Here is a 21,204-nt window from a genome sequence, read left to right as displayed (position 1 = left end):
CCCAGCATTGTGCGCACGGTCGCACCGGTACGAAGGCACGCAGTCATGAAGATCCTGATGGTGTCATGGGAGTACCCGCCCGTCGTCGTGGGCGGCCTGGGCCGACACGTGCATCACCTGGCCACCGCGCTGGCCGAAGCCGGCCACGACGTCGTGGTCCTCAGCCGCAGGCCCACCGACACCGATCCGAGCACCCACCCCTCGACCGACGAGGTCAGTGAGGGCGTACGGGTGGTAGCCGCCGCGCAGGACCCACACGAGTTCGAGTTCGGCACGGACATGATGGCCTGGACGCTGGCCATGGGGCACGCGATGGTGCGTACCGGCCTCTCCGTCAAAGATTATTCGGGTGACCGCTGGGTGCCCGACATCGTGCATGCCCACGACTGGCTGGTCGCCCACCCCGCCATCGCCCTGGCCGAATATTTCGATGTGCCACTGGTTTCCACCATCCACGCCACCGAGGCTGGGCGGCACTCCGGATGGGTCTCCGGACCGATCAGCCGCCAGGTACACGCCGTGGAGTCCTGGCTGGTGCGCGAATCCGATTCGCTGATCACATGTTCGGCGTCGATGAGCGATGAGATCACCGAACTGTTCGGACCCGAGCTGTCCGAGATCAGGGTGATCCGCAACGGGATCGATGCCGATCTCTGGCCGTTTGCGCCGCGGCGTCCCCGCACGGGCTCACCCGAGTTGCTCTACCTTGGCCGTCTGGAATACGAGAAGGGTGTGCACGATGCGATCGCGGCGCTACCCCGTATCCGCCGCGCTCATCCGGGCACCACGCTGACCATCGCCGGCGACGGCACCCAGCAGCAGTGGCTCATCGAGCAGGCGCGAAAGCACAAGGTGCTCAAGGCAACCCGATTTGTCGGACGGCTCGGCCACGAGGATTTGCTGGCGGCCCTGCAGGCGGCCGATGCCGCTGTGCTGCCCAGCCATTACGAGCCGTTCGGCATCGTGGCGCTCGAGGCGGCAGCCACCGGGACGCCGCTGGTGACCTCCAATGTGGGCGGCCTGGGCGAAGCTGTGATCGACGGCCAGACCGGAATGTCCTTCGCACCAAGGGATGTGGCGGGGTTGGCTGCGGCGGTCCGCGCCGTACTCGATGATCCCGAAGCAGCGCAGCGCCGGGCGATCGCCGCGCGCGAGCGCCTGAGCTCCGACTTCGACTGGCACACCGTGGCCGCCGAAACCAGCCAGGTGTATCTGGCCGCCAAACGTGCCGAGCGGGAACCGCACCCGCGCCGGCCGATCGTCGAGCACGCACTGCCCGACCGCTGATTCGACGGGCGTCGAACCAATCCGCACCTAACGTGCGGGTATGGCACCCAAACGTTCTGCCGCGATAACGCTGATCGCCGCATACCTCGGGTTGTTCATCGGCCTGGTCGACGCGAATGCCGTCAACCTGGCGCTACCGGCGATCGCCGGTGACCTGGGCGGCGGCGTGGCCGGTGCGCAATGGACCATCGACGCCTACAACGTGACGTTCTCGGCGTTTCTGCTGACCGCGGGATCCCTCGGTGACCGGTTCAGCCGGCGCCGCATGCTGCGGGTCGGGTTGGTGACGTTCGTCGGGGCCTCGATCGCTTGTGCGGTGGCGCAGTCACTGACCCTGTTGCTGGTGGCGCGGGCGGTTCAGGGTATCGGGGCGGCGATGATGCTGCCGCAGGGCCTGGCCATCGCCGCAGCGGCATTTCCGGACCCGCGTGGGCGGGCCCGTGCAACCGCGGCATGGGCGATGGCCGCGGCGAGCAGCACCGCGCTGGGGCCGCTACTGGGCGGGGCGCTGACCGAAACCGTGGGCTGGCGTTGGATCTTCTGGGTCAACGTGCCGGTAGGCCTGCTGGCGTTGGCGGCCAGCGCGACGCATCTGCCCGATTCGCGCGATCCGGGCGCCGCGCGCATCGACCTTCCGGGTCAGTGCCTGGCCATCCTGGCGCTCGGGGCGACGACGCTGGTGCTGGTCGAGGGACACGATTGGCGTTGGCCGCAGACCGTGACGATCGGGGCAACGGCCCTGGCCGCGTTCGTCGCATTCCTGGTCTCGCAGTACCGCGACCCGCACCCCATGCTGCCGCTGGACCTGTTCGGTAGTCGCAACTTGGTCGGGGCTCTGCTTGCGACCTTCACCATGACTTTCGGCATCTATGGCCTGCTCCTTGTGAACAGCTTTGCCTTCCAACAACTCCGGGGCTACAGCGCGTTGATGACCGCCATGTGGTTCCTGCCGATGCCGGTCGTCTACCTGGTGTTGATTCCGGTGGTCAACAGGGTGGCCCGCCACACCGGCCCACGCCCACCGATGACGGCTGGACTGGTGTTGATGGCGGTGGGGTCGCTGCTCTACGCCGCGGCCGGGCCGCTGGGCGCCATCGAATGGCTGGAACTCTCATTCGTGCTGGCGGGCGCCGGGCTGGCGCTCAACACCGGCCCGGCGGTGATGCTGGCCATGGACGCGATCCCGCCGGCACGGGCGGGGCTGGCCTCGGGTGTGGTGAATCTGGCGCGTCTGCTGGGTATCACTGTCGGCGTCGCGGTGTTGGGTAGTGCCATGACGGGCGTCGGCGGGGCCGCCGGGGTGCGCGCCGCACTGCTCATGGGCGCCGCGTGCCAGTTGGTGGGCGCGGTGCTGACGCTACGGCTGACGCGACGCACCCGGGCCCCCGCAGAAACGGGTAACCACACCACGGCCGGAAAGGAGTCATGCCATGCGTGAGGCACAGGAACTGGCCTCGACAACCGAAGTGGACATCGCCGCGGTCGCGACGCTGTTGGCCGACCCCGCGCGCTGCAAGGTGCTGCTGGCGCTCGATGACGGCCGTTCCCTGCCGGCCAGTGTGCTGGCCGAGGAAGCCGGTATCAGCCGTCCGACGGCCAGCAGTCACCTGGCCAAGCTGACCGATGCCGGCCTGCTCGCGGTCCGCACACAGGGCCGCCACCGCTACTACCGGCTGGCCGGACCTGAGGTCGGCGCGCTCATCGAGCAGCTCGGCCGGCTGGCGCCGGCCCGGCCGGTCACCTCGCTACGGGAGGGCACCCGCGCGGCGCGCCTACGCTCCGCCCGCACTTGTTACGACCACATCGCCGGTCGGCTGGGTGTGCAGCTCATGGGCAGCCTGCTCGATCGCGGCGTACTCACCGGCGGGGACGGCTGGTTTCACCCCGGCGGGACCGACCGGCTGAGCAGCCCGGGCCACGACGTGCCCTATCGGCTCACCGACGGCGGACACGACCTGCTCCATCAACTGGGAATCGAATTACCCAGCGGCCCACGGCCAGTGGTGCGGTACTGCGTGGACTGGACCGAGCAGCGTCACCACGTCGCCGGCGGGTTGGGCCGAGCGCTTCTCGACCATTTCCTGGCCGCCGAGTGGCTGCGCCGCACCCCACGTCACCGTGCGCTGACCGTGACCGATTCCGGCCGCGCCGCCCTGAGCGACCGATTCGGCATCGACTGGACGGGTTGACGCACGCGTTCAAGAATTGCCGAACGCCTGTCGGCTGCGGTGTCCACCAAGCACAATCGAGCCGTGACCTGGACCCGCAGACATCTACGCAAGACTTGCGCTGCGCTCGTCGGCGCAACCGTCTCACTCGGCCTCGCCGCACCGGCCACCGCTGAACCGGGCGGCGCCACGCCGAGCTTGCCCGCGTTCGTGCCCCACCCTTCGGACTGGTCGCCGAACTACACGGTGTTCCCCTACAACCTGTGGCAGGTGCGCGTCACTCCCGAACAGATCGACGCGCAGCGGGAGTCCTGCCAGTGGTTCAACGCCCAGTACGGCACGCTGATGACTCAGATCGTGGGCTTCCAGAATTTCCTGGGCGAGCGTCACGACTATTGGTCTGCGCCCGGCGTGCAGGCCGCGGGCGATGCCGTGAAGGCCAACGTCGATCAGTCGGCGGCGTTCCTGGATCCCCGCGCCCACACCCTCTACATCACCAATTACCCGGACCAGAGCGAGTATTCACCGCTGTACAACGGTGATTCGATCTATCACCTGTGGTATCAGCTGACCCAGATCAGCGACAAGATCCAGCAGCAACAGCCGTCCGGAGTGATCAACGCCAACATCGCCACCGCCAACGTCTACGGGAACGTGATCCGCGACTCCGGGGTGTGCAACGGGGCGTAAGCGCCCTCAGTGGCTGTTGGCGGCCTTCTTGCGCTCGATATCGGCCAGGGCCGCGGCGAGTTCGGCGCGCTCGGCGGCCGACGTCTCCCAATCCAGCTTGCGGTTCTTGACCACCTTGGCCGGCGCCCCCACGGCGATCGAGAAATCGGGGATCTCCCCTTTGACCACGGCATGTGCGCCCAGCACACAGCCACGGCCGACGGAGGTGTTGCGCAGGATGGTGACCTTCGCGGCGACCCAGGTGTCCGGACCGATCCGCACCGGGCCCTTGACGATCCCCTGGTCCTTGATGGGCATGTCGATGTTGTCCATCTTGTGGTCGAAGTCGCACACGTAGCACCAATCGGCCATCAGCGCGGAGTCGCCGAGCTCGATGTCGAGGTAGGTGTTGATCACGTTGTCGCGGCCGAGCACCACCTTGTCGCCGATGCGCAGCGAGCCCTCGTGGCAGCGGATGGTGTTCTTGTCACCGATGTGCACCCAGCGGCCGATCTCCATCTGCGCCAGTTCCGGGGTGCACTGGATCTCCACGCCCTTGCCCAGGAACACCATGCCGCGGGTGATGATGTGCGGGTTGGCCAGCTTGAACTTCAGCAGCCGCCAGTACCGCACCAGATACCACGGGGTGTACGCGCGATTGTCGATCACCCATCGGAGCGAGGCCTTCGTCAGGAAATCCGCCTGGCGCGGATCACGCAGCCGCGAGCCCCGCCACCGCTTGTGGATCGGGGCACCCCACATCGTCGTCATGGCCGGACAGCCTACGCGAGCACTTTCGACGGCTTCCGGGTCCTGCGCCGCAACGCGGCCGCGTTACCCTCACCAGGGTCACAATTACGAGCGCCCTGCGTATTCGGCGACGAAAGGACATCGTGTTCCGGCGATACCTTGTACTGGCGGTCACGGTGCTGTTCACGGGCCTGCTCGCCGGTTGTGAGAACACCGATTCATGGGTGGACGCACACGCCGCACAGGGTTGGTCAGCGCAATACGGAGACGCTGCCAACAGCAGTTTCATCCGGTCCCGTGGTCCCGAGGCTCTCCGGCTGGAATGGAGCCGGTCGGTCAAGGGTGAACTGGCGGCCCAGGTGGCGCTGAGCACGAACAATCGTCTGGCCGTCAACGCGCAGACCGCTGGAGGTTGTTCGTTGATGGTGTGGGAGGCCGACAACAACGCCCGCCAGCGCTGGTGTACGCGATTGGTCCTGGGCGGCGGCTGGTCCAGTCCCCTGTTCGACGGGTTCGACAATGTCTATGTCGGCCAGCCCGGCACCATCTTGTCCTTCCCGCCGACACAGTGGATCCGCTGGCGTCAGCCGGTGATCGGCATGCCGACCACGCCCAGGCTTCTCGATGACGGTCAGCTGCTGGTGGCCACCCATCTGGGTCAGGTGCTCGTGTTCAACGCGCATCGCGGCACGGTCGAGGGCACGCCGCTGGATCTGGTCTCCGGCGTGGACCCGACCGATTCCCAGCGCGGTCTCGGCGACTGCCAGCCGGCCCGGTCACGGTGCCCGGTGGCGGCCGCACCGGCGTTCTCGCATCAGGCGGGGCTCGTGGTGCTGAGTGTGTGGCAGCCCGGCACCGACGCGCCCGTGCTGATGGGACTGCGTTATCACCCCGGCGGGAAGACGCCGCTGACGCAGGAATGGACGAGCACCGCGGTGGACCGCGGGCCGCTGGCCAGCCCGGTGCTGTCGGCCGACGGTTCGACGGTGTATGTCAATGGCCGCGATCAGAAACTGTGGGCGCTCAACTCCGCCGACGGCTCGCCGAAATGGTCGGTGCCGCTGGACTATCTGGCCCAGACCCCGCCGTCGGTGTCACCGGACGGGCTGATCGTGGCCGGTGGTGGGCCGGAGGCCAAGCTGACCGCGGTGCGCGACGCCGGCGACCACGGCGAGGTGGCCTGGACCCGTGACGACGTCGTACCGCTGACCACGTCGAGCCGCGCTGACGGTGTGGGTTACACGGTTGCCCGCGAGGGCGGGCACGGCCAGACGCTGTTGGTCTTCGACAGCGGCGACGGGCACACCCTCAACAGCTATCCCGTACCTGAGGCCACCGGCTGGCCGGTCGGGGTTTCGATCGGGAATGACCACCGGATCGTCACCGCCACCAGTGACGGCCAGGTGTACGGGTTCGCGCCGGCCTGATCGGCGCTCAGACTGATCGGCGCTCAGGCCAGCAGCGCCGCCACGGCGGACCGCGGGACGTTGGCCTGGCTGGCTCCGGCGGCCTCGGGCAACAGTTCACCCTGGCCGAAGAAGAAGATCACCGAGTCGTCGGTGATCGCGAAATTCTGATAGTGCGTGGGGTCCAGGCCGACGGCCGGCGTGATGGCCTGTTCGATGCCCGACTGCTTCTGTAATTCGCGCTGCACAATCGGGAAGACCACGTCCAGCGGCCTGGTTCCCGGCTTGAACAGGGTGTCGAAGGTGATCGGCGCCCGGGTGGCCACGTTGTAGTTGAACGTCTTGTACCAGGTCTGTGGGTGGGCACCGCCGACGTTCTGATACACCTCGAACACCAGACTCTGGGTGTGCGGTGGTGTCCCGGAGTTGTAGGCCGTGCCCTTGGCATCCAGGACGTAGGGCTGGTCGCGTGAGCCGGGCATGCCCGAGACGTTGACGAAGCCGTCACGGGTCTGGATCAGGTACCCGGCGACGGCCTGCTGATCGGGATAGTCGACCGGGAACGTGTAATCCAGTGTGTAGGTGGCATTGGCGGTGTGCACCTGACAGATCTGACCGCCGTCGACGGTGCCGCCGAGGTCGGCACAGGCCGACTGTGCAGCCGCCACGGGCATGCCGAGCCAGCCGAGCAGCGCACCGGCCGCCAGCAGGGCTGTCACAGGGGAAATTCGCATCGTCAGTCGTCCTCGCAGGCGATCAACTCACACCGGTGGATCCACCGGCGTGTTTCGTTCAGGGTACGTGTCAGTTATCGAGACGGGCGACAAATGAATGCCGTTGCCCGACTGGCCGCTCCAGAGCCGAGCCGGGCGATAACCACCGCCAGGCGCTCGCTACCGCGCAGCCGCATCCGCGTCCGCAGCGCATCGGGGTCGATGTCCACGCCACGGATCAGGATTTCCAGCGCTCCTACCGACCGCGCCGCCAGCGCGGACCTGAGCCGACGTTCCTGAAATTGCAGCTGTTCCAGGACCTCGAAACCGCGCATCCCGGCGGGCAACTCGTCACCGGACAGGTAGGCGATGTCGGGGTCGAGCTGCCACAGGCCGTGCCGGGCCGCGTAGTGGCGCACCAGCCCGGCGCGCACTACCGCGCCGTCGGGGTCGACAATCCAGCGGCCTGCCTCGGCGACGGGACAGTCGTCGGGTTCGGCGTCCGTGATCTGTTCGGAGGTTTGGAGCATGCTGGCCCGCCGTCGCACGCCGGATTCGGTCAGGCCGGGTGACCACAGGCATGCCTCCCGCACGCTGCCGCCCACCGAGGTCACCTCGATCTCGCCGGTGAACCCCATTTTGGTGAGCTCGTCGAAATCGATTCCCGGGGCACACTTCACCACCAGGTCCCGGCCACCGTAGACGTCCAGGACCGCGTCGAGCGCCGGGGTGTAGGCCCGCGGGTCGAAGCGTCGCCGTCCACCGGACCGGCGAGCCGGGTCGATGATCACCACCGTGTTGCGGGTTATCGGCGCCAGTGCGTCGGCCCGGCACAGTGGAACAGCGGTGCCGCCGTCATCAAGATTGTTGGCTGCCATCGCCAACCGCACCGGATCGAGGTCGCTGCCGACCAGCTGAGCAGCGCAATCACGCAGTGCCACAAGCTCAGTGCCGATCGAACAGGTGGCGTCGTGAACCCGGGCCCCGGCCAGCCTGCGGGCCCGGTGCGCAGCCACCGGCGCGGCTGTCGCCTGTTGCAGCGCGTCGTCGGTGAACAGCCACCGGTCCGGGTCGCTGAACTTGCCCTGCGCACGTCTGCGCAGTTGTACGGTCTCCACAAGCACCGCCGCGCGGTCACCGAATTGCGCTCGGACAGAGGCGATATCGCTGACCAACGACGCTCCGGCCAGCGACATCCCGGCGACCTGAGTCAGTGCCTGCCGTCCCGCATCGGAGCGCAGATACGAGACGTGGGCCAAACCGAAATCTAGGACGGCTTGACCCCGGTGACCATCACGTTGTAGAACCAGCCCTTGGGCACCACGCGGCGCCACACGTTGGCGTCGACCCAGCTCAGCGTGGTCCAGCTGTTGAACGCGAACTTGGCCCAGCCCCAGCCCAGGCGCCCCGGGGGCACCGCCGCTTCGAAGGTGCGCACCGGCCAGCCGAGCATCGCCGCGGTGAATTCCTCGCTGGCGGTGCGAACTTCGACGGCACCGGCATTGGAGGCCATGCGCTCCAGATCGGCCGGGTCGAAGGTGTGCAGGTCGACGACCGCTTCCAGCGCCGCGGCGCGGGAGGACTCGTCGAGTTCGGCCTGGGGCCGACGCCATTCGCTCAGCCAGGGCAGCTTGGTCAGGTTGGTGGTGGCGTGCCAGGTGAAGGTGGACAGCTCACGCGCGTACTTGTTGCCGACCGTGGTGGGCTCGCCGGCGAAGACGAAACGGCCCCCCGGCTTGAGCACCCGGACCACCTCGCGCAGCGAGAGTTCGACGTCTGGAATGTGATGCAGCACCGCGTGCCCGACCACCAGGTCGAAAGTGTTGTCCTCGTACGGGATGCCCTCGGCGTCGGCGACCCGTCCGTCGATGTCCAGGCCGAGTGACTGACCGTTCCGGGTCGCCACCTTGACCATGCCCGGGGACAGGTCGGTGACCGAACCGCGCCGCGCCACCCCGGACTGGACCAGGTTGAGCAGGAAGAAACCGGTACCGCAGCCCAGCTCGAGGGCCCGGTCGTAGGGCAGCTCACGCTGCTGTGTCTCGGGCACGATCGCGTCGAACCGGCCGCGGGCATAGTCGATACACCGCTGGTCGTAGGAGATCGACCACTTCTCGTCGTAGGTTTCGGCTTCCCAGTCGTGGTAGAGCACCTGCGCAAGCTTGCTGTCGTGCATCGCGGCTTCGACCTGCTCGGCCGTGGCGTGCGGATTAGGAGTCGGCATGCCGGCAAGATCTGCGTCGGTGCCGGAATCCTTGATGTCAGTCATGCAGGGCAGCCTAACGGCCCGGGTCAGGTCGGAGTCAGGGCCGGTCCACCACTCCGTCGACGGCAGCCTTCGCCGCGGCCAACACGTCCACCGGATGATCGACGAATCGCCGTGCCCAGGCCAGCGCCTCGTCGTAGACGTGGTCGGGTGCCACCATCTGGTCGATCAGGCCGAGCTCCAGGGCCTCCTCGGCGCCGACGAACCGTCCGCTGAACACCAGTTCCTTGGCCTTACTGGGTCCGATGGTCTGGGCCAGCCGCGCACCACCACCGGCCCGAGGGGCCAGGCCGGCCAGGATCTCGGTCGCGCCGAACTTGACGTTGTCGCCGCTCACCCGCCAATCGGCGGCCATCGCCAGGGTCATCCCGCTGCCCAGTGCGTAGCCGGTGATGGCGGCGACGGTGGGTTTGGGGATGGCTGCCACCGCTTCGACGCACTGGCGCAGCGCCGTGTCGGCCGCCGCGGCCTCGGCGGTGTTCAGCGTGCGCAGCTCGGGTACGTCGTCGCCCGCGCAGAAGATCTCGTGTCCACCGAACAGGATCACCACGGAGATGTCGGTGCGTTCACCCAGCTCATGGGCGGCCGAGACGATCTCGCGGTACATCTGCCGGGTCAGCGCGTTGGTCGGTGGCCGCGACAGCATCAGAGTGCCGACGCCGTCCAGTTCCGGCGTGACCCCGGTGATCACGCTGACGAACTCGCTCACTGGTCCGATTCCCCGGTCGCTTCGCTCCTGCCCGCCGAAACCGATTCCCCGGTCGCCGCACCCCGGCCCAGCGGCGCCCGGTGGTTCCTGGCCGCGTTGTACCGGCCACTGTCGAAGAACTCGATCTGCCAGCTCCCTTCACCCAGGGAGAGGTTGGGCTCGGTGGCGACGATCTTGCGCTCGGTCGCCAGCACGTCGGCGACCGAGCGGCCGCTGAGTGAATTGAGCTGGGTCCAGGTCGGCGGGAGCAGGAACGAATTGCCCCGTTCGAAGTCGTCGAGGCCGGCCTGCGGGGTGCTCCAGAACGCACGGTCGGTTTCGGTGTTCTCACCGTCGGCCCGCTGCCCCTCGGGCAGCGCGCCCACGAAGAAGAAGGTGTCGTAGCGACGGGTGCGTTCCTCTTTGGGGGTGATCCAGTTGTCCCACGGCCGCAGCAGGTCGGCACGCAGCACGAGCTTCTCGTCGCGCAGGAAGTCCGCGAACGACAACGAGTGGTTGGCCAGGGCGGCGCGTGCTTCGCCGTAGACGGACGCGTCGGACACGATGCCCGGATCGCCTTTTCCGCTGGCGGGACCGGCGAACAGAACGCCGGACTCCTCGAAGGTCTCCCGGGCCGCGGCGCACACCAGCGCCTCGGCCAGCCCGGTGTCCACCCCGAGGCGCTGGGCCCACCAGTCCGGTTCGGGACCGAACCAGGCGATGTCGGCGTTGCGGTCACGGTCGTCGACTCCGCCGCCAGGGAACACCATCACCCCGGCGACGAACTCCATCGCCGCGTGCCTGCGCATCATGAAGACTTCGATCGCCTCGGCGGCGTCCCGAACGAGCATCACCGTGGCCGCGGGCCGCGGCACCAGTGGATCGTCACTACTCGTCATTCACGCCTCCTATGAGCCGCACGGCTCCTGGTTCGGCGGGCGAAGTAGCGCCCGTCGATGACATCCAGCGCGATCGACTGACCGAACGCCTTGGACAGGTTGTCAGCAGTCAACACCTCGGTCAGTAGACCCGACGCAACCGCGTGCCCTTCTGACAGGATCAGCGCGTGGCTGAATCCGACCGGAATCTCCTCGACATGATGGGTGACCAGCACCATGGCCGGCGCATCGGGGTCGGCTGCCAGGTCCGTCAACCGCGCCACCAGCTCTTCGCGGCCGCCGAGGTCGAGACCGGCTGCGGGCTCGTCGAGCAGCAGGAGTTCGGGGTCGGTCATCAGCGAGCGGGCGATCAGGACCCGTTTGCGTTCGCCTTCCGAGAGCGTCCCGTAGGTGCGTTCGGCGAGGTGTTCGGCGCCCACGCTCTCCAACATGTCGACGGCCTGGGCATAGTCGACGTCCTCGTAGACCTCGCGCCAGCGGCCCAGCACGGCATAGCCGGCCGACACCACGAGATCGCGCACCACCTCGTCATCGGGAATCCGCTGCGACAACGCCGAACTGCTGAGTCCGACGCGGGCCCGCAGCTCGGACATGTCGGCGCGGCCCAGCCGCTCACCGAGCACGTAGGCGGTACCCGACGAGGGGTATTCGGTGGCCGCCGCGATCCGCAGCAGCGAGGTCTTGCCTGCTCCGTTGGGGCCGATCACCACCCAGCGCTCATCGAGCTCGACGCTCCAGGTGATGGGTCCGACCAGGGTGTTGCCGCCCCGGCGCAGGGTCACGCGCGCGAAGTCGATCAACAGGTCGGGGTCGGTTCCGTCTCCGTCATCGCTGATTGTCGAGTCGGTGCGTTCCCCTGAGGCCACTCGCCCATCGTAGTGATCGAATCCTGATCCGCTCGGGCACGCCCGCCGCTGAAATCATGGAACAACACGGATCGTGGGGTCAGCCGCAGGAACAGCTGCACCAGCGGGCCGATCCCGACGGCGTAGACAACGGTGCCGATGCCGACGGTGCCGCCCAGTAGCCAGCCCACCGCCAGCACCGTCGCCTCAATCCCGGTGCGCACCAGGCGGACCGACAGCCCGGTCCGGGCCACGAGTCCGGTCATCAGGCCGTCACGAGGGCCCGGGCCCAGGCCGGCGCCGATGTAGAGCACGGTGCTGATGGCGTTGAGCACCACGGCACCGATCAACATTGCGATGCGCACCGGCAACGCCGACGGTGCCGGCAGGACCGCGAGTGCTGCGTCCACCGTGACGGCGATGACGATGACGTTGGCGACGGTCCCGATGCCGGGCCGGTTGCGCAGCGGGATCCAGGCCAGGAGGACGACGACGCCGACGACGGCCGAGGCCATCCCGAGTGACAGCGGCGTGTGCCGGGTGAGGCCCTGATGGAAGACGTCCCATGGATCGAGTCCGAGCCCGGCGCGCACCATCATCGCCATCGACACGCCGTAGCCGCACAGGCCGACCAGGAGCAGCGTGCCGCGTTGGAATGCGGACCTCATGCGTGGTCGGGGAATCGGACGCGGATCGCGTCGAGCTCGCTGCGCACCCGGCGAGCGTCGGCATCACGGTCATCGGCGTAGTTGCCGGCGTCGTACACACGGCGGAGATTCTCCGCCAGTCGGGAAATCCAGTTCCGTGCCATGCATCCATGATCACGAGAATGTGGCTTGCTCTTCAATATCCAGTTGGCTCATACTGGCCTCATTATGTCGACGGATATGGCCACCAGAGCCCTCGATGTGGACCTGTTGGCGCGCGAACTGGGCAACTGGCGTACCTCCAGCCAAAGTGGCCCCGCCTACCTGGGCCTGGCCGATGCCATCCGCCTGCTGATTGTGGACGGCCGGGTTCCGGTCGGGTCACGCATTCCCAGCGAACGCGCGCTGGCCGAGTCGCTGCGGGTGTCACGCACCACGGTCACCGCGGCCTTCGCCCAACTGCGCGACGACGGTTACCTGCACGCCCGCCGCGGCGCCCGCAGCATCACCGCCCTGCCCGCCGCAGGCCACATCGAGCCCGACGCCACCACGCCGACGGTCAGCCTGGCCGCCGCGGCGCTGTCCGCACCCGGTACCGCCGTGCTGGAAGCCTTCGCCGAAGCCGCCCGCGATATCGCGCCCTATCTGCGCGAGCCGGGCCACGAACTGATGGGCGTCGGCCCGCTGCGTGCAGCCATCGCCGAAAGATATTGCAGCAGAGGCCTACCCACTGATCCGGACCAGATCATGGTGACCAGCGGCGCCCAGCACGCCATCGGACTGATCCTCGTCAGCCACACCCAGCCCGGCGACCGGGTCCTCGTCGAGCAACCCACGTACCACGGGGCGCTGTCGGCGATCTCGACTGCCGGCGCACGAGCGGTCCCGGTCGCGCTCACCGACGACGGCTGGGAGCTCGACGCCGTGCAGGCCGCGCTGCGACAACTCGCGCCGAGCCTGGCCTACCTGGTTCCCGACAGTCACAACCCGACCGGGTTCACCATGCCCGCCGCCGAGCGAAAGCGGTTGGGACAGATCATCTCCGACACGCGAACCCGCACCATCGTCGACGAATCCATCGCCGACATGTGGATCGACGAGGCGCCGCCCGAACCGCTGGCCGCCTCGGTGGCCCGCAACGATCTGGTCCTGACGATCGGCTCGATGTCGAAATCGTTCTGGGGCGGCCTGCGGGTCGGCTGGATCCGCGCCGAGCGCAGCACGCTGGCCACCATCGCGGCGATCCGGCCTTCGGTGGACCTCGGTACCCCGATCCTCGAACAGCTCGCCGCGGCGAAACTGCTCGCGATGCGTGCGGAGGTGCTGCCGGAGCGGCGCGAGATCATCCGCGCCCGTCGGGAGTTTCTGGTGGCCTTGCTGGCCCGCGAGCTGCCGGACTGGCAGCCGGGCCACGGCCGCGGCGGAATGTCGTTGTGGGTGAAGCTGCCCGCGCCCATGAGCACCGCGTTGTCGGCCGCCGCGATGCGGCTGGGTCTGGATGTGCCCGCCGGACCGCGATTCGGGGTGGACGGGACGCTGGAGCGGTTCATCCGGCTGCCTTATGCGCTGCCGGAACCGGAACTGGAAGAGGCGGTGCAACTGTTGGTGCGGGCTTGGCACAGCATCACCGGCACGCTCAGCGCGCAACCTCAGACGCTGGTGGTCTAGGCCCTCGCCGGAGCTACGGCTGCTGCGACATCGCGTAGCAGGTGCTGTAATGCTCGATGGTGCACGGAATTCCGTTCACGGTCGGCAACTGGCCCGGCTTGTTCGTGATGTTGGTTCCGCCGGCAGTGGGCGCCATCACCGGCGGTGCCACCGCGCCCATTCCGCCGCCGGACGAACCGGCCACGCACACGCCCTCGAACTTTGTCTGCACCGTTCCCGACGGGCATCGCTTGGCCTCGGCCGGGGCCGCGACTGCCAGCTGTCCCAGAACTGCCGCAACGGCGAACACGCCAACCACGACCGTGTGCTTCAAGTTCGCCATGCCCCTACCCTACGTCAGGGGCGACCTGGCGCGCTGTCAGTCCTCGGGGATCTCGACGCGGCGCAACACGCCGTCCTGGGCGTCGGCGGCCTCGATCTCGCCGCGGGTGACGCCGAGGATGAACAGCACGGTGTCCAGGTAGGGATGGCTCAGCGACGCATCGGCGACCTCACGCAACGCGGGTTTCGCGTTGAACGCGACGCCGAGCCCGGCGGCTGCCAGCATGTCGATGTCGTTGGCCCCGTCGCCGACGGCCACGGTCTGCTCCATCGGCACGCCGACCTGCTGGGCGAAATCGCGCAGCGCCTTGGCTTTACCGGGCCGGTCGATCACCTGACCGATGACCCGCCCGGTCAGCTTGCCGTCGACGACCTCCAGTTCGTTGGCGGCCACGTAGTCCAGCATGAGTTCGTGGGCGAGCGGTTCGATGACCTGGCGGAAACCGCCTGACACCACACCGCAGTGGAAGCCGAGCCGTCGCAACGTCCGGATGGTGGTTCGGGCGCCCGGTGTCAGCTCGACCTGTTCGGCGACATCGTCGAGCACCGAGGCAGGCAGGCCCGCCAGGGTCGCCACCCGGCGGTGCAGGGATTCGGCGAAATCCAGTTCGCCGCGCATCGCTGCTTCGGTGACGGCGGCCACCTGTGCCTCCATGCCGGCCCGGGCCGCCAGCATCTCGATGACCTCACCCTGGATCAGGGTGGAATCGACGTCGAAGACGATGAGACGTTTGGCGCGACGGGACAGGCTGTAATCCTCGAGCGCGATGTCGACGCCTTCGTCGACGGCCACCTGGGCGAGCGCCGACTGCAATTGGCTGTAAGCGGCACCCGCAGGTACCGATACGCGCAGTTCCAGGCCGGTCACCGGGTAGTCGGACACACCGCGGATCGTGTCGATGTTGACTCCCAAGCCCGCCACCGCACGGGCCACCACGCTGAATGCCTCGGCCGTGATCGGACGGCCCAGCACCACGATCGTGTGGGTCGACGGCTCGCGCATGACGGGCATGTCGCCGCTGCGCTCGACGGTCACGTCCAGGCCGAGGCGGTGGATCGCTGTCTCGACGTCACTGCGCAGCGCGTCGGCAACCGTTTCGATCGGTGCCGCGACCAGCACACCCAGGGTGAGCCGGCCGCGGACCACGACCTGTTCGACGTTGCGCAGTTCCACTTGATGGCGGGCGAGCACCTCGAACAGTGCCGACGTGACACCGGGCTGATCGACTCCGGTGACGGTGATCAGAACCGACGAGCGCTCTCGTGGAGCACCGTTCATCGAATCACCTTCGACGTGCTCACCCCCGGATGCTGCCACCCGTCAGCTGGAGCTGTCCGCAGACTCGAGCTCTGGGTGATGTGCACGGCCCACGTGGGCCTCGGCGCGCATCCGCTCGACCATGTGCGGGTAGTGCAGCTCGAACGCCGGGCGCTCCGAACGGATCCGGGGCAGCTCGGTGAAGTTGTGCCGCGGCGGCGGGCAGGAGGTAGCCCACTCCAGCGAGTTGCCGTAACCCCACGGGTCGTCGACCATCACCGGCTCGCCGTAACGCCAGCTCTTGAACACGTTCCACACGAACGGCAGCGTCGAGATGCCCAGGATGAAGGCGCCGATGGTGGAAACGACGTTCAGGGTGGTGAAGCCGTCGGACGGCAGGTAATCGGCGTAGCGACGCGGCATGCCCTCGTCACCGACCCAGTGCTGCACCAGGAAGGTGGTGTGGAAGCCGATGAAAGTCAGCCAGAAGTGCAGCTTGCCCAGGCGTTCGTCCAGCAGGCGTCCGGTCATCTTCGGGAACCAGAAGTAGATGCCCGCGTAGGTGGCGAACACGATGGTGCCGAAGAGCACGTAGTGGAAGTGCGCGATGACGAAGTAGCTGTCGGTGACGTGGAAGTCGATCGGCGGGCTGGCCAGCAGCACGCCGGACAGGCCACCGAGCAGGAAGGTGATCAGGAAGCCGACCGAGAACAGCATCGGCGTCTCGAATGTCAGCTGGCCCTTCCACATCGTGCCGATCCAGTTGAAGAACTTGATGCCGGTCGGGACGGCGATCAGGAACGTCATGAAGGAGAAGAACGGCAGCAGGACGGCGCCGGTGGCGTACATGTGGTGCGCCCACACGGCGACCGACAGGGCCGCGATGCTGATGGTGGCGTAGATCAGGGTGGTGTAACCGAAGATGGGCTTGCGGCTGAACACCGGGAAGATCTCGGAGACGATGCCGAAGAACGGCAGCGCGATGATGTACACCTCGGGATGCCCGAAGAACCAGAACAGGTGCTGCCACAACAGGACACCGCCGTTGGCTGGGTCGTAGATGTGAGCACCCAGGTGGCGGTCGGCAGCCAGGCCGAACAGCGCGGCGGTCAGGATCGGGAAGGCGATCAGCACGAGGATCGAGGTCACCAGGATGTTCCAGGTGAACACCGGCATGCGGAACATCGTCATACCCGGGGCACGCATGCAGACCACGGTCGTGACCATGTTGACGCCACCGAGGATGGTGCCCAGACCACCGACGGCCAGACCCAGGATCCAGAGGTCGCCACCGGCACCCGGCGAGTGGATGGCGTCGGTCAGCGGCGAGTAGGCCGTCCAACCGAAGTCCGCGGCACCACCGGGGGTGATGAAGCCGCCCATGGCGATCAGCGCGCCGAACAGGAACAGCCAGAACGACAGGGCGTTCAGCCGCGGGAACGCCACGTCGGGCGCGCCGATCTGCAGCGGAAGCACCAGGTTGGCGAACCCGAACACGATCGGGGTGGCGTAGAACAGCAGCATCACTGTGCCGTGCATGGTGAACAGCTGGTTGAACTGCTCATTGGACAGGAACTGCAGGCCAGGCATCGCCAGTTCGGTACGCATGAACAGCGCCATCAGCCCGCCGATCGCGAAGAACGCGAAGCAGGCGACGCAGTACATGATGCCGATCAGCTTGTGATCGGTCGTCGTGATGAGCTTGTAGATCAGGTTGCCCTTGGGGCCCATCCGTTCCGGAAAAGGACGACGTGCCTCGAGTTCTCCGATTGGGGGCGCTTCGGCTACCAAGAGATCCTCCAAAGATTCGTCGGGAAATCCCGCATATCGACCTGAATCCTAACGCTCCCGACGGCTTGTGCGCCCGTGGGTCCTACAAACCGTCGTACTGAGTCGCGCCCTGGAGTCACCACTTTCGACGGCGAGGCCCTGACCAGCGACAAAAGCTGTGAATGTTACGGTCGGCCGGTGCTGATGAACCGACCCCGCGCCGCAGTCGCGGTGATCGCCGCGGCTGCAACACTTGCCAGTGGATGCGGTTCGGCGGAGCAGACGCCGCAGTCGCAGACGTCGATCTCCACCAGCGTCACCAAGATCGCCGATTCCGGCGTGTTGGGTAATCAGCGCAAGCCCGACGAATCCTGTGCGGCCGAGCCCGCCGCCGCCGATCAGTCGGCGCGCGAGGTCCGCAACGCACGCGCCGACGGTGCCGATGTTCCGGAGTCCACCGAGGTGCGCGGCGATCCGCAGCGCATCGTTGCACTGTCCGGCGACCAACTGGACGCATTGTGTGCGCTGGGCCTGCAGTCCCGGATCGTCGCGGCCGCGCTTCCGGATGGTTTGTCCGAGCAACCCTCCTATCTCGGTGGGGTCGTGCACGGAGTGGCTCCGGCCGGCAGTCGGGGCGCACCGGACCTGGATGCCGTCAAGGCAGCCAACCCGGAGTTGATCCTGGGTTCGGCGGCGCTGACTCCGGCATCCTTCGGCGCACTGTCGGCGATCGCCCCGACGGTGTTCACCGGTGCGCCCGGTGCCGGCTGGCGTGACACATTGCGGGCGGTGGGTGAGGCGACGGGCCGCAAGGACGCCGCGGCCGACCTGATCGCGAAGTTCGACGACGCCGCCCGCGACACCGGCGCGAAGAACGACGCCCCGCATTTCCAGGCTTCGGTGGTTCAGCTGACCGAAAACACCGTCCGGGTGTACGGGGCCGACACTTTCCCGGGCAGCGTGCTCGCTGCGGTGGGATTGGATCGCCCTGCCGCGCAACGATTCACCGACAAACCCTACGAAGAGCTCGGCACCACCGACGCCGACTACCGCAGCGCGGACGCAGACATCGTCTACGTCTCGTTCGCGTCCGCAGCAGCGCGGGACAACGCGCCGAAGATCCTCCAGAGCCCGGCCTGGCGGGCCTTGTCCGCGGCCAAGGACAACCGGGTGTTCGTGGTGAACAACGAGGTGTGGCAGACCGGGCAGAACATCGTGGCCGCCCGCGGCATCCTCGATGACCTGCGCTGGGTCAACGCACCGATCAACTGATCCTTCCGTCGACCCCGTGCACGGCCTGCTGGCCGAATTGGCCGGTGGCCAGCGCCCCGTCGGGCAGCACCAGGTCCCCGGCCTGCATGCGCCGACGCAGATACGTGAAGGTCTGCGCGGTCTGGGCGAACAGGTGCTCGCCGGCTCGCAGCGCCGGGCGCTGCGCCCCGTCACCGCTGACGAACCGCGGCAGTGGTTTCACCTCCGTGTGGTAATCGACATTGAAGAACAGCGGGAATGAGTAGCGCTCCTGCGCCACGCGGCGCACCCGGTGGCTCGTGGCCACGAACGCCCCGTTGGTCCACAGTTCGAGCAGATCCCCGATGTTGACGACGAATGTGCCTTCCACCGGCGGCACGTCGATCCACTCGCCGGCGCCGTTGAGTACCTCCAGGCCTGGCGCCGTGGGCTTGAGCAAGGTGAAGCACTCGTAGTCGGTGTGCGCGCCGATGCCCTGTCCGTCCTGCGCGTCCGCGTTGTACGGGTAGTGCATCAACCGCAACTGGCTGGGTGTCTTGGTGGCGTGGCGGGAGAACACCTCGGGGTCCTCCCCCAGCGCCACCGCGAACGCCCACAGCAATTGGCGGCCCACGTCGATCACGGCCTGGTAGTAGGAGGTCACCGCCTCGGCGAATCCGGGTAGGTCGGGCCACGTGTTGGGTCCCAGCATCGGGTTGCCGGCCAGATGGTCCGGGTCGTCGGCCGGCAGGTCCAGTGCGGTGTCGAAGGCTTCCTTCAGATCGGGCGGGCTGTCGGATTCGAGGCCTTCCTCCCCCACTGGGACGTAACCGCGGTGACAGCGTGAGTATCCGATGTAGCTGCGCATCTTGTCCTCGTGCGGCAGCGCGAAGAATCCCTTTGTGGCGGTGAGCATCCGCTCGAACACCGCCTCGTCGACCCCGGAGCCGCTGATGTAGAAGAAGCCGACCTCGCGCGCCGCGGCGCCGATCTCGGCCGCCACTCGCTCCCGCTCGTCGTAGCGGTCCGACCGCAGCCCGCTGATGTCGATGACCGGCACGGCGCTGAAGGCCGCCAACGATGATGCATTGCCACTCACAGTCCCACTGTCCCTTCGGTTCGTTCCACGACCCAGCGCACGCCGTTGGCCTGAATCTCCTTGCCTTCCAGATCGATTGCCAGCGCAGCCCACTGTGGGCCACCCACCGAGTCGATCACCACATCGCCACCGCCCAGCCAGCCGAAGGTCGGCCCGACGCGCACCAGGACGGCCAGGCTGTCGTCAGGCCCCCGTAGGAAGAGCCCACCGTGCGGGGCCGTCGGCCCTGGATCGCGTACCCAGTGTTCGACGTAGTCCTCGTGCACCCCGGTCTCGATCAGGGTGTTTCCATCCCAACGCATCTCACCCTCGTCCGGGACCGGGCCCGAAGGTTGGAGTTCGACGTCGCGCCGCCAGATGAAGACGGTGCCGCGCTGGATCAGCTCACCACCGAAGCCACGGGAGTCGACGTAAGCACTGCCGGCCTGCAGCCACGCGACGCCGCTGTCCGTGTCGCGTGACCCGTCGGCTTCGATCAGCAAGGTGCGCTGCCACAGTCCGGCACATTCCGAGGCCATGACCTGATTCACGAACATTCCTCCCACAGATCCCGGAGCTGCTGCAGCCCTTTGCCGGTCGGTGTGCCCAGGGCCCGCACCCTGGCGATACCACCGTCCGGATAGGCGTTCACGCGTATCGCGGTGACGGCCCGGGCGTCGACGATGAACACCTGCCGGGCGTCGGCGGCCAGGTGCCTGCGCCCCAGCACCGGGATGTCGAACGGTACTGCTGCCCAGCCCTGTTCGACGGACGGTTGGACACGGGCACCGAGTACCGCCACCTCCCGGGAGGCATTGAACACGAAGCAGGACGTGTCGATCTCGATTCGCTTCACATCGGTCGGCACCGTGAACGAGATGACCACCGCGTCATGGGTGTCCGGACCGATATCGCGGCGTCTGCGTGTTTCCCAGCCATCGCCCATGTGGCGTGGCCGGTGGGGTGCGACGAGCGCGCGCGCATCGGAATAGAAAGCGTCGCTGCACCACTCGACGCGTCCACCCTGTTCCAATCCGGATACCTCGACGGTGACGTCGGACCACAGTGCCGGATCGGGGATCACGTCACCGAACACCCGCAACCGGGCGACACCGCCATCGGTGGTCAGCGACAGCCGCACGTGCGTCCAGCGACGGCCATCGGACACCGTCATCACGTTGTTCGAATCTGGCTTCAGCACAGTGGTTTCCACCACGGTGGTCCATTTGACGGACGGACTCGTCGCATCCGCGTCGGGAGCGAGCACGGCCGCGTCCAGCCGGCAGGCCTGAGGATGGTTGCCCGAGAACGACCTGGTGTCAACGTCGATCGTCCGAAGGCGCCCGGGCGCACCCAGCCGGACGATGGCCCAGTCGCCACCGGGCCCGGCGTGACGGCGGGTCTCCCAGCCGTCCACGACCTCACCTCGCAGGTCGTAGGTACCCGGCACGAACGCCGGCTCGGCCGGATCGACCAGTCGCTCCTTGAAGCCGAATGATTCGTCGCTGGCGGCCACCACACTTCCTCCGACGACTCGAGAG

22 protein-coding genes are annotated in these 21,204 nt (G+C 67.5%); 7 read left to right on the top strand and 15 right to left on the bottom strand.

Going from position 1 to position 21,204, the window contains the following annotated elements:
* The first annotated feature begins 45 nt into the window (after positions 1-45).
* The 4 genes from ACZYZF_RS22250 (at position 46) to ACZYZF_RS22235 (ending at position 4,145) form a co-directional block, all read left to right on the top strand.
* Positions 46-1,287 (top strand): glycosyltransferase family 4 protein, encoded by a 1,242-nt coding sequence (locus ACZYZF_RS22250; RefSeq protein WP_463744269.1) that lies wholly within the window; start codon positions 46-48, stop codon positions 1,285-1,287.
* Between the two features lie 40 nt (positions 1,288-1,327).
* Positions 1,328-2,725 (top strand): MFS transporter, encoded by a 1,398-nt coding sequence (locus tag ACZYZF_RS22245; protein WP_463836839.1) that lies wholly within the window; start codon positions 1,328-1,330, stop codon positions 2,723-2,725.
* On the top strand, positions 2,718-3,476 hold the full coding sequence (locus tag ACZYZF_RS22240) for an ArsR/SmtB family transcription factor (protein WP_463744271.1): 759 nt from the start codon (positions 2,718-2,720) through the stop codon (positions 3,474-3,476). Before ACZYZF_RS22245 ends, ACZYZF_RS22240 begins: the two co-directional genes overlap by 8 nt.
* 63 nt (positions 3,477-3,539) lie before the next feature.
* The gene (locus tag ACZYZF_RS22235; RefSeq protein WP_463836838.1) at positions 3,540-4,145 is read left to right on the top strand and encodes a hypothetical protein; all 606 of its coding nucleotides are present in this window, start codon (positions 3,540-3,542) and stop codon (positions 4,143-4,145) included.
* A gap of 6 nt (positions 4,146-4,151) precedes the next feature.
* Here the strand turns inward: ACZYZF_RS22235 and ACZYZF_RS22230 are convergent, their stop codons facing one another.
* The gene (locus tag ACZYZF_RS22230; RefSeq protein ID WP_463744273.1) at positions 4,152-4,895 is read right to left on the bottom strand and encodes an acyltransferase; all 744 of its coding nucleotides are present in this window, start codon (positions 4,893-4,895) and stop codon (positions 4,152-4,154) included.
* A 122-nt stretch (positions 4,896-5,017) separates the two neighbouring features.
* Between ACZYZF_RS22230 and ACZYZF_RS22225 the strand changes: the two genes are divergently transcribed.
* Entirely contained in the window at positions 5,018-6,301 is a 1,284-nt protein-coding gene (locus ACZYZF_RS22225; protein ID WP_463836837.1) for an outer membrane protein assembly factor BamB family protein, read from the top strand.
* Between the two features lie 23 nt (positions 6,302-6,324).
* Here ACZYZF_RS22225 and ACZYZF_RS22220 read toward each other — a convergent pair whose 3' ends face one another.
* The 8 genes from ACZYZF_RS22220 to ACZYZF_RS22185 form a co-directional block, all read right to left on the bottom strand.
* Positions 6,325-7,014 (bottom strand): esterase, encoded by a 690-nt coding sequence (locus ACZYZF_RS22220; protein ID WP_463744275.1) that lies wholly within the window; start codon positions 7,012-7,014, stop codon positions 6,325-6,327.
* 74 nt (positions 7,015-7,088) lie between these two features.
* Positions 7,089-8,303 (bottom strand): THUMP-like domain-containing protein, encoded by a 1,215-nt coding sequence (locus tag ACZYZF_RS22215; protein WP_463836880.1) that lies wholly within the window; start codon positions 8,301-8,303, stop codon positions 7,089-7,091.
* Positions 8,261-9,217 (bottom strand): class I SAM-dependent methyltransferase, encoded by a 957-nt coding sequence (locus tag ACZYZF_RS22210; RefSeq protein ID WP_463836879.1) that lies wholly within the window; start codon positions 9,215-9,217, stop codon positions 8,261-8,263. Before ACZYZF_RS22210 ends, ACZYZF_RS22215 begins: the two co-directional genes overlap by 43 nt.
* Before the next feature lie 79 nt (positions 9,218-9,296).
* Positions 9,297-9,968, bottom strand: coding sequence for an enoyl-CoA hydratase (locus ACZYZF_RS22205; protein WP_463836836.1), 672 nt, complete (start codon positions 9,966-9,968; stop codon positions 9,297-9,299).
* The gene (locus tag ACZYZF_RS22200) at positions 9,965-10,846 is read right to left on the bottom strand and encodes an NUDIX hydrolase (RefSeq protein ID WP_463836835.1); all 882 of its coding nucleotides are present in this window, start codon (positions 10,844-10,846) and stop codon (positions 9,965-9,967) included. Before ACZYZF_RS22200 ends, ACZYZF_RS22205 begins: the two co-directional genes overlap by 4 nt.
* The gene (locus tag ACZYZF_RS22195) at positions 10,843-11,712 is read right to left on the bottom strand and encodes an ABC transporter ATP-binding protein (protein WP_463744278.1); all 870 of its coding nucleotides are present in this window, start codon (positions 11,710-11,712) and stop codon (positions 10,843-10,845) included. The genes ACZYZF_RS22200 and ACZYZF_RS22195 overlap by 4 nt, the downstream gene beginning before the upstream one ends.
* Positions 11,643-12,359, bottom strand: coding sequence for a membrane protein YczE (yczE, locus tag ACZYZF_RS22190; RefSeq protein WP_463744279.1), 717 nt, complete (start codon positions 12,357-12,359; stop codon positions 11,643-11,645). Before yczE ends, ACZYZF_RS22195 begins: the two co-directional genes overlap by 70 nt.
* Complete coding sequence (locus ACZYZF_RS22185) at positions 12,356-12,502, bottom strand: hypothetical protein (protein ID WP_463744280.1); 147 nt, start codon at positions 12,500-12,502, stop codon at positions 12,356-12,358. The genes yczE and ACZYZF_RS22185 overlap by 4 nt, the downstream gene beginning before the upstream one ends.
* Before the next feature lie 64 nt (positions 12,503-12,566).
* Between ACZYZF_RS22185 and yczR the strand changes: the two genes are divergently transcribed.
* Positions 12,567-14,006 (top strand): MocR-like transcription factor YczR, encoded by a 1,440-nt coding sequence (gene yczR / locus ACZYZF_RS22180; protein WP_463836834.1) that lies wholly within the window; start codon positions 12,567-12,569, stop codon positions 14,004-14,006.
* A gap of 13 nt (positions 14,007-14,019) precedes the next feature.
* On the opposite strand, the gene ACZYZF_RS22175 is transcribed toward yczR, so the two are convergent.
* Genes ACZYZF_RS22175 through ctaD form a run of 3 tightly spaced genes read right to left on the bottom strand, consistent with a single transcriptional unit; the run spans position 14,020 to position 17,376 of the window.
* Positions 14,020-14,328, bottom strand: coding sequence for a hypothetical protein (locus ACZYZF_RS22175; protein ID WP_463744282.1), 309 nt, complete (start codon positions 14,326-14,328; stop codon positions 14,020-14,022).
* Positions 14,329-14,364: 36 nt separating this feature from the next.
* Positions 14,365-15,606, bottom strand: coding sequence for a phosphoserine phosphatase SerB (serB, locus tag ACZYZF_RS22170; protein ID WP_463744283.1), 1,242 nt, complete (start codon positions 15,604-15,606; stop codon positions 14,365-14,367).
* A gap of 42 nt (positions 15,607-15,648) precedes the next feature.
* Entirely contained in the window at positions 15,649-17,376 is a 1,728-nt protein-coding gene (gene ctaD / locus ACZYZF_RS22165) for an aa3-type cytochrome oxidase subunit I (RefSeq protein WP_463744284.1), read from the bottom strand.
* A 177-nt stretch (positions 17,377-17,553) separates the two neighbouring features.
* On the opposite strand from ctaD, the gene ACZYZF_RS22160 reads away from it, so the two are divergent.
* Positions 17,554-18,627 (top strand): iron-siderophore ABC transporter substrate-binding protein, encoded by a 1,074-nt coding sequence (locus ACZYZF_RS22160; protein ID WP_463744285.1) that lies wholly within the window; start codon positions 17,554-17,556, stop codon positions 18,625-18,627.
* Here ACZYZF_RS22160 and ACZYZF_RS22155 read toward each other — a convergent pair.
* The 3 genes from ACZYZF_RS22155 to ACZYZF_RS22145 are packed head-to-tail and all read right to left on the bottom strand — an operon-like array spanning position 18,620 to position 21,179.
* The gene (locus ACZYZF_RS22155) at positions 18,620-19,684 is read right to left on the bottom strand and encodes an isopenicillin N synthase family dioxygenase (protein ID WP_463836833.1); all 1,065 of its coding nucleotides are present in this window, start codon (positions 19,682-19,684) and stop codon (positions 18,620-18,622) included. The two genes, ACZYZF_RS22160 and ACZYZF_RS22155, sit on opposite strands and share 8 nt — an antisense overlap.
* Positions 19,681-20,214, bottom strand: coding sequence for a hypothetical protein (locus tag ACZYZF_RS22150; RefSeq protein ID WP_463744287.1), 534 nt, complete (start codon positions 20,212-20,214; stop codon positions 19,681-19,683). The genes ACZYZF_RS22155 and ACZYZF_RS22150 overlap by 4 nt, the downstream gene beginning before the upstream one ends.
* Positions 20,211-21,179, bottom strand: a complete 969-nt coding sequence (locus tag ACZYZF_RS22145; protein WP_463836832.1) for an allantoicase — start codon at positions 21,177-21,179, stop codon at positions 20,211-20,213. Before ACZYZF_RS22145 ends, ACZYZF_RS22150 begins: the two co-directional genes overlap by 4 nt.
* Positions 21,180-21,204 lie beyond the last annotated feature (25 nt).

It is taken from the genome of Mycobacterium sp. IDUB_24 (assembly GCF_055419385.1).
This window is presented reverse-complemented; position numbering and strand designations above follow the sequence as displayed.

Excerpts from the sequence above, each read along its gene's own strand:
- ACZYZF_RS22250 (WP_463744269.1), top strand. The coding sequence starts at position 46 with ATGAAGATCCTGATGGTGTCATGGGAGTACCCGCCCGTCGTCGTGGGC.
- ACZYZF_RS22245 (WP_463836839.1), top strand. The coding sequence starts at position 1,328 with ATGGCACCCAAACGTTCTGCCGCGATAACGCTGATCGCCGCATACCTC.
- ACZYZF_RS22240 (WP_463744271.1), top strand. The coding sequence starts at position 2,718 with ATGCGTGAGGCACAGGAACTGGCCTCGACAACCGAAGTGGACATCGCC.
- ACZYZF_RS22230 (WP_463744273.1), bottom strand. The coding sequence starts at position 4,895 with ATGACGACGATGTGGGGTGCCCCGATCCACAAGCGGTGGCGGGGCTCG.
- ACZYZF_RS22220 (WP_463744275.1), bottom strand. The coding sequence starts at position 7,014 with ATGCGAATTTCCCCTGTGACAGCCCTGCTGGCGGCCGGTGCGCTGCTC.
- ACZYZF_RS22210 (WP_463836879.1), bottom strand. The coding sequence starts at position 9,217 with ATGCCGACTCCTAATCCGCACGCCACGGCCGAGCAGGTCGAAGCCGCG.
- ACZYZF_RS22200 (WP_463836835.1), bottom strand. The coding sequence starts at position 10,846 with ATGACGAGTAGTGACGATCCACTGGTGCCGCGGCCCGCGGCCACGGTG.
- yczE (WP_463744279.1), bottom strand. The coding sequence starts at position 12,359 with ATGAGGTCCGCATTCCAACGCGGCACGCTGCTCCTGGTCGGCCTGTGC.
- ACZYZF_RS22185 (WP_463744280.1), bottom strand. The coding sequence starts at position 12,502 with ATGGCACGGAACTGGATTTCCCGACTGGCGGAGAATCTCCGCCGTGTG.
- yczR (WP_463836834.1), top strand. The coding sequence starts at position 12,567 with ATGTCGACGGATATGGCCACCAGAGCCCTCGATGTGGACCTGTTGGCG.
- ACZYZF_RS22175 (WP_463744282.1), bottom strand. The coding sequence starts at position 14,328 with ATGGCGAACTTGAAGCACACGGTCGTGGTTGGCGTGTTCGCCGTTGCG.
- serB (WP_463744283.1), bottom strand. The coding sequence starts at position 15,606 with ATGAACGGTGCTCCACGAGAGCGCTCGTCGGTTCTGATCACCGTCACC.